We start from the raw sequence: 13,070 nt of genomic DNA, 5'->3' as shown, positions 1-13,070 counted from the left end.
TGTGCAATAGACTTCACCGAAGCTAATGTTACGCAGGACATTTTTAGTTTATTTCCATGAAATATCAGGCAGAATATAGTCCCAAAAACGGCTCCAACGTGTCTTGTAATAGAGAAAAGAGCCAATATCTTGGCTTGAACAATTATCCTGATAGTACATTTTGTGATTCATCAACAGCATAGGTTTACGCTGCAAGGCCGTCATATATAGCTTGACCTGTACCTTATAATTGTAGATTGAATAATTAGAAGAAATACTCTCGGTTTTCATTTTTTGGATATTGTGAATATACACATCAAACTTCAAACCATTTTTGTAATCTGTTGCCTCATGAATTGTTCGATCTTCGATTGGAATAAGCGGATTGTTATCACTAAACACTAAATATGCGTTATGTATTTTGTTTCCTTGTTGATAATTAAACTGAAGAGCTGAATTTGCAGTAGTGAAATAGGGGAGCGCATCTTGAGGATTGATTTTAAACGTGCCTGTACAATTAGTCCTGACACGCCCTTCATCTGCGTTCACCGTAAACCAGCCAAATTGATCTTCCAATTCCGTCGTATGGGCTTCATCTACGTCAGGAAGAATCACGCCAAACTGATCTCTTTGTCTTTGCTGATTTTGCATTAAGCGATAACTATTTTGAGCACGTTTTGCAAAACGGATTTCAGGAAACATCTCTGGAGATGTAATTTTAAAGTCAGAGACATTGATTACTTCACCATCAGGCAATATGACCAATGAAAATTGTTGTTCTTGGGTGGTGGGAAGATTTTTGACCGTAACCCAGTGATTCGAACTGATCATTTGCTGATTGCGAAAATGCTTATATTGAATGCGGTACTTGCCTGCAGGAATCTCAGTCTCATTGATTAGGTCTTGTTTAAATGGATATTCGTTGAGATAGAGCGCGTCGAGACTAAAAGGTAGAAATGAAACGGTATGTACAGAGACTTTTGCGGCATGTGCGGTTGGATACAGGCACATACTTAGAATTAAGACGATAAAGCGACTTCGGTCTAGATTTTTCATTTATTATAAAGATTGATTTTTTGCGGATTATGGCAAATATGTGTGCTAATTTCAAACCGATTACCTTATCGCAATTAAAGTCTCAAAACTTGCCTGAAATCAGCTTTGAATATCCTGAGGAAGTCTATCCAAATTATGATTTGCCGCTACTCTTTAAGTCTGAACAAGGGCTAGAGTGGCGGAAAGTGAATTTTGGCATGGTGCCTAAATGGGCCGAAGACAAATCAATTGCACTTAAAACCTATAATGCCCGAAATGAAACTTTGTATCAAAAGCCTACGTTTATTAATGCGATTTCAAAATGTAAGTTTGGCGTAATACCCGTGTCTGAATTTTATGAGTCAATGTATATCGATAATAAGCCGCAGCGTTGGAGTGTTAAGCGCAAAGATGGAGAAGCGTTTTATATAGCTGCCTTATATGACATTTGTAGACAAGGTGACGAGATTGTACGTTCAAGTACCATGATTACGATGGATGCTATTCAGCATGAGATGATGAAACACTTTCATGAGCCGGGCAATGTAAAGCGCTCGGTCATTGTGATTCCGCATGCGCGATTAGAGGAATGGCTAAGTTGGAAATCACCCAACATCCAAAGTTTTGTACAAGGTTTTCCTGTTGATGAGTTTGAATGTGCGCACGCACCCAAAATAAAAATCGAAAAAATCAGTCCCCAACTGAATATTTTCGATTGATATTTCGGTGATGCAAATGCTTATCGAGCTAAGTTTTTAAAGATATGCTTTAAGCTTTCCATGGTTTTTTCAATTTGTAGCGGTGTTAAGCCTTCAAAAGATTGCTCTAGAACGACATTCGTTAGATCGTTAATCTTCTGCGTCATTGCAGTGCCTTTATCAGTTAATACAACCCGGGTAATACGTGCATCATCTTCACAAGAATAGGTATCTACCAAGCCTTCATCTTTTAAGCGATAAACGATCTTGGTTGTGGTCGACATTTTAGATACGACCATTTCAGATAAATCCGAAACACTCGCATGAGGTTTAGACTTGAGTGCGAGCAGGATACGACGACGTGAATTATCAACGCCATACTTTTTCAATGCATGGTCGACGTTTAAAACATATTGTGAATGCACCTGAGTAACCCAGTAGAAAGGAAAATTTTCTAAACTAAAGTCATCGGTGGATGGTAAAAATTTTGAATACTTTTTTGTCATAAAGGAGTCCCCTGAATATTTGTTTTAATTTTATTTAATGTTTTAACATTCTATTGAAAAATAGAGGGTAATAGCAAGAGTTCACAATAAAAAAATAGAAAGTAGAAGATATCTCATTTTTAGATTATCTAAATAGATTATATTGATATTCTGTCTAAATGCTTAACAGAAATTAAAACTAAGGTTAGGTATAGAGATAGTGTAGTGAAAATAAATAAGTTTTTAATTTGAATTGAATATTAATATTTTTTACCAAAAGGTAGAAATAAATAATTCATTAGATTTGTCATACAATCTATTACAAGCGTCCTTAATTACATTTAATTAAAAGTCAGGTGAATTCATACTTTTTTTAAAGTGGAAGAGGAGATCTCAAAAAGTAGGTTTTAACATCTAGATGTGTATTTTATATCGCCCATTCGATTTGTAATACATTCAGCGTTTTTAACATTTTGTCATATTGTTGCTGCGAAAAAATATGCTTGAATACATTACAAATGCGCAAGATTGTGCATAATGGAATGGTTTATAGTTACACAGGTTAAATTTATGGATCCGTCGCCGTGCGTTGGTCTGATTGAAGATATTCTTACAATCCAGAATGAGGAAGAGAGCTAATGGAATTTTTGTTAGATCCCGGAATCTGGGTTGGTTTACTTACATTAATTATTTTAGAAATTGTACTAGGGATTGATAACCTAGTCTTTATTGCCATTTTGGCAGAAAAACTCCCTCCAGAACAACGTGACAAAGCCCGTATACTTGGTCTTTCACTCGCATTATTAATGCGATTAGGATTGTTATTTGCAATCTCTTGGTTGGTCACATTAACAAAGCCCCTGATTACCGTTTTTGATTGGACATTCTCTGGTCGAGATCTCATATTATTGTTCGGTGGATTGTTCTTAGTCTATAAGGCGGTCACAGAGCTACATGAGAAATTAGAAGGAAAACCAGAAGTTCAAGTGACAACAAAAGTGGCATATGCCAGCTTTACAGCAGTTGTTGCGCAAATTGTTGTCTTAGATGCGGTTTTCTCTTTAGACTCTGTCATTACAGCGATCGGTATGGTCGACAACATTTATGTCATGATGGCAGCAATGATTGTGGCAATGGCAGTGATGTTACTTGCATCTAAACCGCTAACGGCTTTTGTAAACCGACATCCGACCGTCGTGATCCTATGTTTAAGCTTCTTATTGCTTATCGGGATTAGTTTGATAGCAGAAGGTTTTGGTTTCCATATTCCGAAAGGCTATATCTACTCAGGTATTGGTGTTGCGATTGTCATCGAAGCCTTTAACCAGTTTAGTCAACGCAATGCTCAAAAACACGAAGCGAAAATTCCATTACGCCATCGTACTGCAGACAGTATTTTAAAACTGATGGGTGGGCGCTTAGAAGCTGATCAAGTCGGTAATCAGGCGCAAGAAACCTTTGCAGACGAAGAGCGTTACATGATTGGGGGGGTGTTGACGCTTGCAGAGCGTTCAGTTGCGTCGATCATGACTCCCCGTAATCAAATTTCTTGGGTGGATTTAAATGACACACCTGAGCAAATTCGTGAGCAAGTCCTTTCAGTGCCGCACAGTTTATTCCCTGTGTGTCGTGGTAGCTTGGATAAAGTAATTAGTATTGTCCGCGCGAAAGAACTTATTGATGTTCTAGACAGTGAAGATGATCTAAAAGCATTGATTAAACGTCATCGTCCGATCTTTATTTTCCAAAAAATGAAGGTGATTGATGCGATTAATACCTTGCGGACTTCTAAAGGCTCTTTGGTATTGGTTACGGATGAGTTTGGTGCGGTACAAGGTCTGATTTCACCACTCGATGTGTTTGAAGCAATTGCTGGTGAATTCCCTGATGCGGATGAACAACTTGATTTGATTAAAATCGATGATGAACATTGGAAAGCTTCAGGCATGCTCGATCTGTATCAGTTAGAACTTGAATTGGAAATGCTGGATTTGATCGAAGAAGATGATGGTTATATCAGTGTTTCAGGCCTCATTTTAGATCAGACTCACGGCAATGTTGAAGTCGGGACTGTGGTTGATTTTAAAGGCATCCAATTTAAAGTTACGGCAATGGATGAAAACCGCATTAAAACGGTTGATATCTATTACCAAGCTTAATGCTTAAATTTTAAAAATAACTCAAAGACAGCTTTTCGAAGCTGTCTTTTTTGTATGACTAGAAAGTATAAGAAATCCTATCCAAGGAGGCTGTAATTCACTATGTTAAAACGTATTATATTTACATGATGTAACAGTCAAAAAACGCTGCAACTTTTGGGCTTTTAGAGGGCTAAAACGATTCAAAAGTAAGAAATATTGATAGGGTTGGTTTTAAAAAAGCATGAGGTTAAATAGCGATTCATTTTTAACTCGGGGTTTTAATCATCATAGATGATCTATGAATAATTTTATTTCATTTAAATACCGCTTCGGAAAACTTTATAACTAGGTACTTTGAAGAAATTCAAAGTTAATCCATTAAAAAATGGGTGTTGGTATGGCGATCACTGAGAATATCATTGATTTTAGTAAACTCACGACTGAAGAAAAACATGAGTTGTTTCAACGGCTCTGGGAGTTTGATCAATGTATTTTCCCAACTTCTAAGATTGAGCAACTCTATCAATACATGCATGACCCCGATATTGTTGCATTACCAATCATTCAGTATTTTGAGCACGATAAACTGATCGGGCAAAATATTGTGCGTATATTAAAAATTATGCATAACAATCGGCCGATTTTTATTTTTAATTCACGGGCAGGGGTATTGGTTGATTATCGTCGGAAAAACCTGACCTTAAACTCGGCGATTAAAGTGGCAATGCAGCATCAGATTCGATTTCCAGCGATTCCGATGTGGTTTGTGGCAACATTGGCACAACCAAAGGTATATACATTATTTGCCTCGCGCTCTGTTAAGTTTTATCCAAGGCACGGTGCCCCGATGCCCACTGAGTATGCGGATGTTTTAAAAAGTTATAAAATCCGTCAGCATGATGTGCAGCATCGGGCTGAGGATATTTTTGTTCATCGTTGTGATTTACCGAAGGTGACGCCCGAGCAATTGGTTCGGCTACGGAAAAAATCTGATGAACATGTTCAATTTTTTATGCAGCACGTGCCAGATTATTTTGATGGCATGGGGTTAATGTGTATTTGTAAATTAAATGTATCAACCATTTTTGAAGCAAGTATGAATCTGGCAGTTGGGCGGGCAGTTTAATGATGGACATGGATGTATTATGCGACAAATGACAATATATCGATTATTCGGTTTCGGTGCGGCAATCTTTTTAACGGCTTGTCAGCCTGCAGAGCAAAAAGTACAAGAGCAATCGCAGAAATGTGTTGCACCGGAAAAACTGGTCAAACAAATTTATGACCAAGAGTTGAAATTACATGCTTTGAGTAAAGATCAACTTGCTGCCTATTTTGAGCCATCGTTAGCGGAACGTATGCAAGCAGAAATTAACTGTAAGCAGTCGCAACAAGTGTGTAATGTGGATTTTGATATATTCACGGATAGCCAAGATCCGCAGCAAGATTCGAAAAAAGGCGTTCAGCCTAAACTGAGTTTTGATGAAAATAAAAACGTTGTTCGTGCTGAGTTTAAAATTGGTGATGAAGCCAAAGTATTAAATTATGAAATGAGTGATGGCGACTGTTCAAAAATCAAAAATATTGTTTATGCAGGGGACTATGACCTCGACATGATTTTGAGTAATCCAACAGAAACGATCGAAGATTCAGAAATGTTTGATGCCAATGCTGCAAGTGACAGTACGGCACAGTAAATTTTTTGTCGCATATTAATTAGTACAAAACAGTATGAATCCCTGAACAGCTTGAGTCCTTTACTCAAGCTGTTTTTGTTTTCCTCAAGCTATCGTAGTTCATAGTGCATAAATTTGTATGTTGGCAAGTTGATTGAAATCATCTTCATTGAGATTATAAATTTCATCTAAAAATGCAACATTAAAACTGCCGACACTTGAGCTAATTTCATAGGCTTTTTGACCCGCAATCGCAAAGTGCAAATGTGCTGCGACCGTGCCAGCAGTTAGCGTTTCACTCACGGCGCAATACGCCGCTGTTAACGCACCTAAAGCGCAGCCAGAAGCCGTCACTTTGGGTTGTAAGTAAGATCCACCATTAATCTGTATCACCGCATTTATTTCTTTCGATAAGATGAAATCCGATTCGCCTGAAATTGCCACACATTCACAGTGTTCTAACAAGGGCGCAGCATTTAAGTAAATTTCTGCACTATTGAGCGTGCTATCGACACCGCGTGACTCACCTTGATTACCTGCAAGACCACTGATTTCTGATGCATTGCCACGGATTATGCTTGGCTTGTACTGGAGTAATTGATCAACCATTTCAGATCGCCACGGCAAAACGGGGCCATAACCGACAGGGTCAAGCACCCAAGGTTTATTTAAATTTTGTGCTGTTTGTGCAGCAATTTGCATGGCCTGCATTTGTTCAGACGTTGGCGTGCCTAAATTGATATTCAATGCACTGGCAATCGAGGCAAAGCTTTCAGCTTCAAAGGGATTGTCAATCATTGCAGGAGAAGCACCCGCAGCCAAAAGGACATTGGCGACATAATTGCTCGCAACTGCATTGGTAATGATGTGCACCAAAGGTTGTTTGGATTGAAGTTCAATCCACGCATTAATGACGCTTTGCAAAAGCGGGCTATTTAAGTCAGTCAATTCACTGTTCATGGTCGTTTCAAAATTTTCAGATTGATTCATCGTTTTCTCCCTTAGCGGGTGAAGTAATGGTCTTGATGTTTACAATTACGGCAGAACAGGGTCACATAATCTGCGGCATCATAATCGACAGAGAGTTCTTGTGAACCACAGTACATGCAGCGCTTTGTGGAATAAAAATTTAAGCGAGGTTCGATTTTTTTCCACGCATGGCGTATCGGTTGCACAAAGATACTTTCATCGAGTCCTAAAAAGTTAAAGAGTAAAATTTCACTCATTTTACTAAAGGGGAGTTGTGGCGGACGAGGGAGGGTAAAGGTTTCCCATTTTTCCTGTAAGCCACGTTCACGGTATTGCTGTAAGGTCTTTTTTAACAGATTGGTGTTAATGAAATTTTCATTACGAACTTGCAGGGCTTTTTGTTTATGTAGATATTCGAGTGCTGACTGAATCATATAGTAAATCTGCCCAACCGCTAAATGGTCGAGTAGGCGATAACAGAACACTTGAAAGCTTTTATTTCCTGCAATTTGAATACCCCATGTCTTACAGTAAAACTGCATAAATTGCACAATTTCTTGAAACAGTAGGAGATACAAACATTCTTTCACTTCGTCAGCGCTTTTAAACGGGACACCCAAGGCTAAATTTTCATAAAACCAATGGCGGAGTTGCTGCGCTACGCTAAAAAGACTGGGCTCTGAATATCCATCCAAACGGACATTGATATAATACTGTTCAGCTTGTAGAGCATCATCTTTCACAATCAAAATTTGCTCATGCACGAGATGCTTTTTGAGTGATTGTTGGAAGAAATAATTCGGGCTGATGTTGTGATACTTAATAGCGTCCCAGTCGATAAATTCTTGATGCGCCGTATGTTCTTGGACGTGATTATCCAATAAAGCCAGCAAAAAGAGTTTCTGTAAAAAACTCAGTTCACTTAATTCACGTTCAACGATATCTTTATTTTTGAGTTTTCGATGTTCTTGTAAGCGGGTTTCTTTCAGTAGTTTTTTTCGCGCAGCCTGACAGTTTTCACAATGACAGTTGTATTGCTGTTCTGGAAATATTTGATGATGACAGTGGCTACACTGATAAAAATTAAATTCTTGCTCATCTAATTTTTCAGCATCTACCCAATACATTGATGCACGACACAACGGGCATTGTGTACTTTCATCCATTTGTTTGCGTAGAATATTGAACATGTTGCCAGCGTTTCTTGAAAGGTTAAATTGATTATACACATCTCTGTTTAAAGACGGGTTTGCAATTTCAGTTGCGGCAGCTCAGGCGATATGTCGACAAATAAAAAAAGCTGCATAGTGATGATGCAGCTTTTAGTCAGAATGGATTATTAATAGGCGGCTGGGCATGGGATCGATTCGTCCTCCTCTCCAAGTTGTTTGGCTTGTATTAAGGCTTGCACTTTTTTAGACGCGACTTTTTTAGTGCCTAATGCACTATATGAATTAAGTAATGAACTGACCTCAAAGGCTTTGAGTGGGATCCCTTCGCAGGTCATAAACATTGCAATTACCTGATGATCGATATTTGCAGCATCAAGCGCTTGCAGGGTCTTCATATTTTCAATACGGATGATGTGTTCTTTAATAAACATAATGCACCTCTTTTTGTTTTAGCCTGAATATTTTGCTTTTGGCAATTAAGTAGATGCAAAACACATGCTCAAATGTTTTGAGTAGACATTTTAAAGCAGATAAACGGCATATTGTTTTATTAAGATATTGAAAATAAATTATTAATTTAAAAGTAACAAAATAATATTGATGCGTATGGCTATGTCTAATGCATTCTCAAAATGCTTAAACTGTTGAAAAAGAAACATCTTGGTGCATGGTTTAAACAGAAGTATGCAATCAAATCTAAATCAGAATATTGATATGATTCGAGAGCTAAGGTGCTTTTTGGAAGGAATCACCTAAGCGATTGGATTTGAAAAGTATATTTGTATATATTGAGCTTATAATTCTAATGATCTAGGCTTCTAGGATTGAAACCAAGCGGAATCTACTGAACTTGATACACAGCATGATTCAGCTGGATTTCTAAAGGTTTTGATCTTTTTTTATCCTTTCTTTGTATGGAATACATATGTCAGACGCACTTAAAAACAGCAATATCACCCGTATGCAATTATATAAGCAGCCACAGGGTACGGTTGGTGCGCTGATTATTGGGCATGATCAAACACTGGAAAAGACGATCGAGTTACTTGGCCTGGCGCAGCAACATCAAGTATCTAAAATTTATGTGGCGGGTGCGACGGAAGAAATTCAGCAATTCCTCACCTCAAAAGTCACGGCATTTCAATTTTACTTTGCTGCAGACTATGACAGCGCGCTCGATTTAATTTTCGAAAATCAATAATCCTCTAAGTCTTAAGCAGGTAAGTTTGAGCGCAATAATTTGAACGTACAGATGGATTAAGCACCTGTACTTTCTCTGTCTAGTATATAGGTGCTTTATTTATTTGAGGTAGATATAAAATTTGCATATTGAAGTAGCTGTGCTCAACTCAGGCATTTATTTTGCTTAAACATGGCGAAAATATGTGCCAGCCTTTAAATTATTCAATAAAGATGATTGAAAACAACATGCGCTGAGCCCATATATAAATCATTGTAAATGCGAAGACAGCTTATGCATCTTGTCGTATGATCAAGTCATTCACAATGTGTTCAAAAAGCTGATGAAGCAATAACTAAGGAATAGGACGAGATATGAATATTGCGGCAAATCCAGTGGTCGAAGCAGACCAAACTGTTTATTTAAAAGATTATCAAAAACCATCATTTGTCGTAGATAGTATCGATCTAGATATTCAAGTCTTTGATAAGCATACCAATGTAAATGCAAAATTAGTGATGCAGCGTCAAACGGCTGGGGATTTGGTGTTATTGGGTCGTGATTTGGAACTCAAATCAATTCGCTTAAATGGTCAAGTTTTGCCAGCAGATGCCTATGTTGTAGATGCAGAACAACTGGTGATTTCAAATGCACCTGAGCAAGCTATCATTGAAACCGAAGTCGTGATTCATCCTGAAAGCAATACTCAACTCGAAGGCTTGTACCAAGCGGCAGGCGATTTATTCGTTACCCAAAACGAGCCTGAAGGCTTCCGTAAAATTACCTATTATCCTGACCGTCCTGATGTGCTATCGGTATTTACCACACGTGTTGAAGCGGATAAAAAATTTCCTGTATTACTTGCCAATGGTAATTTGATTGAAGCGGGTGAAACCGGTGAAGGTCGTCATTATACCGTTTGGCAAGATCCAACCAAAAAACCATCGTATCTATTTGCTTGTGTGATTGGTGATTTGGCAGTACTTAAAGACACTTATGTGACGTCTGAAGGTCGTAATGTTGCTTTAGAAATCTATGCAGAAGAAAAAGACATTCCAAAATGTCATATTGCCATGGAAGCTTTAAAACATTCGATGCGTTGGGACGAAGAACATTATGGTCGTCCTTATGATTTAGACAATTATATGATCGTGGCAACCAGTGCATTTAACATGGGTGCAATGGAAAACAAAGGTTTGAATATTTTCAACACCTCTTGTGTGCTTGCTGATGAAGAATACACCACTGATGCTGCGATCATGCGCGTTCAGTCTGTGATTGCACATGAATACTTCCATAACTGGACAGGTAACCGTATTACCTGTCGTGATTGGTTCCAACTATGCTTAAAAGAAGGTTTGACGGTATTCCGTGATCAGTCGTTCTCAGAAGATTTACAATCTGCTGCGGTACAACGAATCGATGATGTTGCTGTGTTAAAAGCACATCAGTTCCCAGAAGATTCAGGCCCGCTTTCACATCCACCGCGTCCAGATCATTTTGTTGAAATTAATAACTTCTATACCGCAACAGTGTACGAAAAAGGTGCGGAAATTAACCGCATGATGGCAACACTTTTGGGCAAAGAAAAATTCCGCGCAGGTACAGACGAATATTTCAAACGCCATGATGGTCAAGCCGTGACTGTTGAAGATTGGGTAGCAGCACTAACAGCGGGATCAGGTGTAGATTTATCGAGTTTCTTGATTTGGTATAACCAACCGGGTACACCAAAACTTGAAGCAAAAGGTGAGTACGATGCTGCAAATCAAACCTATACTTTAAGCTTGAAACAAAGCTTAAAAGCGCATCCGAAATATCCAAATTTAAAAGCTGTGCCTATTCCTGTGGCTTTGGCATTGTTTGATGCGACGAGTGGTGAACAGTTAGTTCTCAGCTCAGATGCATTGGTTGAAAATGGCATCAAAGATGGCGTGTATTTATTTGATACCGATACTGCAACGATTACATTTAGCGGTGTAAAAAACCAGCCTGTTGTGTCTTTACTGCGTAACTTCTCTGCACCCGTTAATCTTGAATTTAACTATTCAGATGAAGAGCTTGCATTCCTGATGCAGTACGAGCCGAATGGTTTTAACCAATGGCAAGCCAGCCAAACCTTGTTAGAACGTATTTTGTTAAATGGCCATGATGCTGACATCTATGTCCAAGCTATACAAAATACATTACCAGCATTGGTTGAGCGTGATCCATTACTTGCTTCACGTTTATTCGATGTACCGACAGAGGGTTATTTAGGTAGTCGTATTGATACCGACTACAGTCCTGCCCAAGTGCAAGAACAGCGTGAAGCACTGTTAAGTCGTGTGGCACGTGAGCTAGGTTCATTCTTTAAAGAGACTTATGCAACTTTAGACCCAGATGCGCAGAAAGAGTTTTCACAAGCTATGGGTGTTCGTGCATTGAAAAACATCATGTTGAGTATGATGGCACGTCAAGGTGATGCTTCTGTATTTGAATTGGCTTATGAACAATTCAGCTCAACAGGCAATATGTCTGAACGTCTTGGTGCTTTAAAAGTATTGGTTTGGAATGATGCACCACAAGCACAGCAAGCTTTAGAAACCTTCTATACACGCTTTAAAAATGAAGCTTTGTCGATGGACCAATGGTTTATGTTGCAAGCGGCACATCCGAAAGCAACTGCGGAAACCATTAAGGCACTGACTGCTCATCCTGATTATGACTTGAAAGTGCCGAACCGTATTCGTGCGGTTACTGGTGGCTTAAATAGCAATCCTGTCAACACTTGGAGCTTTGGTGTGCAGCATATTGTTGAATTAGCAAAATTCCTCGATGAGAAAAATCCAATTGTCGGTTCACGGTTACTGCAAATTTTGTCCCGTTGGTACACGTTGGCAGAGCCGCAGCGTAGTGAAGTCAAAGCCGAACTTGAAGCGCTTAAACCTGTCGTGAAATCGAAGAATGTATCAGAAACCTTAAATAGCATGTTAAGTGTTTAATCATTCAACCTCTCTGTACGATTGATTTGATTTAAATCAGTCGTACTGAAATGAGCCTGTTGCCATGGCTATGGCAGCAGGCTTTTTTTATATCCAGTCTTTTTATCCAATCTTTAGTTAGAATTGAAAATCAATTATGTTTAGATGGCTGAAACTCAAAAATTTTCTCTGAGAATTTATTTAAATTACATAATAATTGCAATATAAATCACATAATGGCGTTACAATAAAATAGGTCTAACACATGAATGACTGTATGCGGTAATGCATCCAAGTTTATGAATGTTTAGATTTTTTATCTATTTTATTATGTGGGATTTTTGAGGCAGGTCATGTTAGTTAAGGTTGATGAAGGTTTTTATTTAAACTCACATCATATTATTGCAATTCGGATTAATAGAGATTTGCTTGATACCTTTGTTGTGTCGGTAGAATACACGCCCAATAGTGTGCAAAACACAGGTGTATTTGAAAAGAAATTCAATGCGCGCCGCGATGCAGAACAATACCTACAGACTCTGAATCAAATCATTGGTAAATCGTAAAAGCTAAAGTGTATATCGTGGATATTGTCTAGATTGAAATGGGCAAGATACGAATCAGACTCAGATTGACGTCTAGCAAAAGGGATGAAGCGCATCCCTTTTTTGTCTTATCTGAGCGAAACTGATGTAAAGAATTGAAAATAAATCATTCTATCGATACGACTCGATTTGCACGTCGGATATTTTCCTGACATGCTGTAGCCATC

The 13,070-nt window shown here is 38.4% G+C and carries 12 protein-coding genes; 7 read left to right on the top strand and 5 right to left on the bottom strand.

The features are described 5' to 3' along the window. Positions 1–48: 48 nt before the first annotated feature. The gene (locus FTV50_RS06555; RefSeq protein WP_180023901.1) at positions 49–1,035 is read right to left on the bottom strand and encodes a hypothetical protein; all 987 of its coding nucleotides are present in this window, start codon (positions 1,033–1,035) and stop codon (positions 49–51) included. Between the two features lie 38 nt (positions 1,036–1,073). Here FTV50_RS06555 and FTV50_RS06550 point away from each other — a divergent pair, with 38 nt between their 5' ends. Then, complete coding sequence (locus FTV50_RS06550; RefSeq protein ID WP_111885089.1) at positions 1,074–1,733, top strand: SOS response-associated peptidase family protein; 660 nt, start codon at positions 1,074–1,076, stop codon at positions 1,731–1,733. Between the two features lie 20 nt (positions 1,734–1,753). On the opposite strand, the gene FTV50_RS06545 is transcribed toward FTV50_RS06550, so the two are convergent. Beyond that, entirely contained in the window at positions 1,754–2,218 is a 465-nt protein-coding gene (locus tag FTV50_RS06545) for a MarR family winged helix-turn-helix transcriptional regulator (RefSeq protein ID WP_078193646.1), read from the bottom strand. 617 nt (positions 2,219–2,835) lie between these two features. Here FTV50_RS06545 and FTV50_RS06540 point away from each other — a divergent pair. The 3 genes from FTV50_RS06540 to FTV50_RS06530 all read left to right on the top strand — a co-directional run bounded on the left by FTV50_RS06540 (position 2,836) and on the right by FTV50_RS06530 (position 6,035). Continuing rightward, positions 2,836–4,356 carry a transporter associated domain-containing protein gene (locus FTV50_RS06540; RefSeq protein ID WP_180023900.1) on the top strand — a complete coding sequence of 507 codons (1,521 nt, stop codon included), beginning with the start codon at positions 2,836–2,838 and terminating at the stop codon, positions 4,354–4,356. Positions 4,357–4,735: 379 nt separating this feature from the next. Then, complete coding sequence (locus FTV50_RS06535; protein ID WP_180023899.1) at positions 4,736–5,464, top strand: hypothetical protein; 729 nt, start codon at positions 4,736–4,738, stop codon at positions 5,462–5,464. A 19-nt stretch (positions 5,465–5,483) separates the two neighbouring features. Beyond that, positions 5,484–6,035, top strand: a complete 552-nt coding sequence (locus tag FTV50_RS06530) for a hypothetical protein (RefSeq protein WP_180023898.1) — start codon at positions 5,484–5,486, stop codon at positions 6,033–6,035. Positions 6,036–6,134: 99 nt separating this feature from the next. On the opposite strand, the gene thiM is transcribed toward FTV50_RS06530, so the two are convergent. The 3 genes from thiM to FTV50_RS06515 form a co-directional block, all read right to left on the bottom strand. Next, positions 6,135–7,004, bottom strand: a complete 870-nt coding sequence (gene thiM / locus FTV50_RS06525; protein WP_180023897.1) for a hydroxyethylthiazole kinase — start codon at positions 7,002–7,004, stop codon at positions 6,135–6,137. An 11-nt stretch (positions 7,005–7,015) separates the two neighbouring features. Beyond that, complete coding sequence (locus tag FTV50_RS06520; RefSeq protein WP_180023896.1) at positions 7,016–8,173, bottom strand: hypothetical protein; 1,158 nt, start codon at positions 8,171–8,173, stop codon at positions 7,016–7,018. Positions 8,174–8,322: 149 nt separating this feature from the next. Beyond that, on the bottom strand, positions 8,323–8,586 hold the full coding sequence (locus FTV50_RS06515; protein ID WP_078193641.1) for a hypothetical protein: 264 nt from the start codon (positions 8,584–8,586) through the stop codon (positions 8,323–8,325). A 494-nt stretch (positions 8,587–9,080) separates the two neighbouring features. On the opposite strand from FTV50_RS06515, the gene FTV50_RS06510 reads away from it, so the two are divergent. From FTV50_RS06510 to FTV50_RS06500, 3 genes are all read left to right on the top strand, one after another. Next, complete coding sequence (locus tag FTV50_RS06510; RefSeq protein WP_180003034.1) at positions 9,081–9,356, top strand: hypothetical protein; 276 nt, start codon at positions 9,081–9,083, stop codon at positions 9,354–9,356. Positions 9,357–9,709: 353 nt separating this feature from the next. Continuing rightward, entirely contained in the window at positions 9,710–12,319 is a 2,610-nt protein-coding gene (gene pepN / locus FTV50_RS06505; RefSeq protein WP_180023895.1) for an aminopeptidase N, read from the top strand. Positions 12,320–12,651: 332 nt separating this feature from the next. After that, positions 12,652–12,864, top strand: coding sequence for a hypothetical protein (locus FTV50_RS06500; protein WP_078193638.1), 213 nt, complete (start codon positions 12,652–12,654; stop codon positions 12,862–12,864). The last annotated feature ends 206 nt before the right edge of the window (positions 12,865–13,070 follow it).

This window comes from Acinetobacter sp. YH1901134 (assembly GCF_013416965.1).
GTDB classification, from domain to species: Bacteria; Pseudomonadota; Gammaproteobacteria; order Pseudomonadales; family Moraxellaceae; genus Acinetobacter; species Acinetobacter amyesii.
The sequence above is the reverse complement of the archived record's forward strand: the minus strand, read 5'-3'. Positions and strand labels throughout refer to the sequence as shown.

What these genes read in the sequence shown, in the direction of transcription:
- FTV50_RS06540 (WP_180023900.1), top strand. Translation starts at nt 2,836, where the DNA reads ATGGAATTTTTGTTAGATCCCGGAATCTGGGTTGGTTTACTTACATTA.
- FTV50_RS06555 (WP_180023901.1), bottom strand. Translation starts at nt 1,035, where the DNA reads ATGAAAAATCTAGACCGAAGTCGCTTTATCGTCTTAATTCTAAGTATG.
- FTV50_RS06550 (WP_111885089.1), top strand. Translation starts at nt 1,074, where the DNA reads ATGTGTGCTAATTTCAAACCGATTACCTTATCGCAATTAAAGTCTCAA.
- pepN (WP_180023895.1), top strand. Translation starts at nt 9,710, where the DNA reads ATGAATATTGCGGCAAATCCAGTGGTCGAAGCAGACCAAACTGTTTAT.
- FTV50_RS06500 (WP_078193638.1), top strand. Translation starts at nt 12,652, where the DNA reads ATGTTAGTTAAGGTTGATGAAGGTTTTTATTTAAACTCACATCATATT.
- FTV50_RS06530 (WP_180023898.1), top strand. Translation starts at nt 5,484, where the DNA reads ATGCGACAAATGACAATATATCGATTATTCGGTTTCGGTGCGGCAATC.
- FTV50_RS06510 (WP_180003034.1), top strand. Translation starts at nt 9,081, where the DNA reads ATGTCAGACGCACTTAAAAACAGCAATATCACCCGTATGCAATTATAT.
- FTV50_RS06545 (WP_078193646.1), bottom strand. Translation starts at nt 2,218, where the DNA reads ATGACAAAAAAGTATTCAAAATTTTTACCATCCACCGATGACTTTAGT.
- FTV50_RS06535 (WP_180023899.1), top strand. Translation starts at nt 4,736, where the DNA reads ATGGCGATCACTGAGAATATCATTGATTTTAGTAAACTCACGACTGAA.
- FTV50_RS06515 (WP_078193641.1), bottom strand. Translation starts at nt 8,586, where the DNA reads ATGTTTATTAAAGAACACATCATCCGTATTGAAAATATGAAGACCCTG.
- thiM (WP_180023897.1), bottom strand. Translation starts at nt 7,004, where the DNA reads ATGAATCAATCTGAAAATTTTGAAACGACCATGAACAGTGAATTGACT.
- FTV50_RS06520 (WP_180023896.1), bottom strand. Translation starts at nt 8,173, where the DNA reads ATGTTCAATATTCTACGCAAACAAATGGATGAAAGTACACAATGCCCG.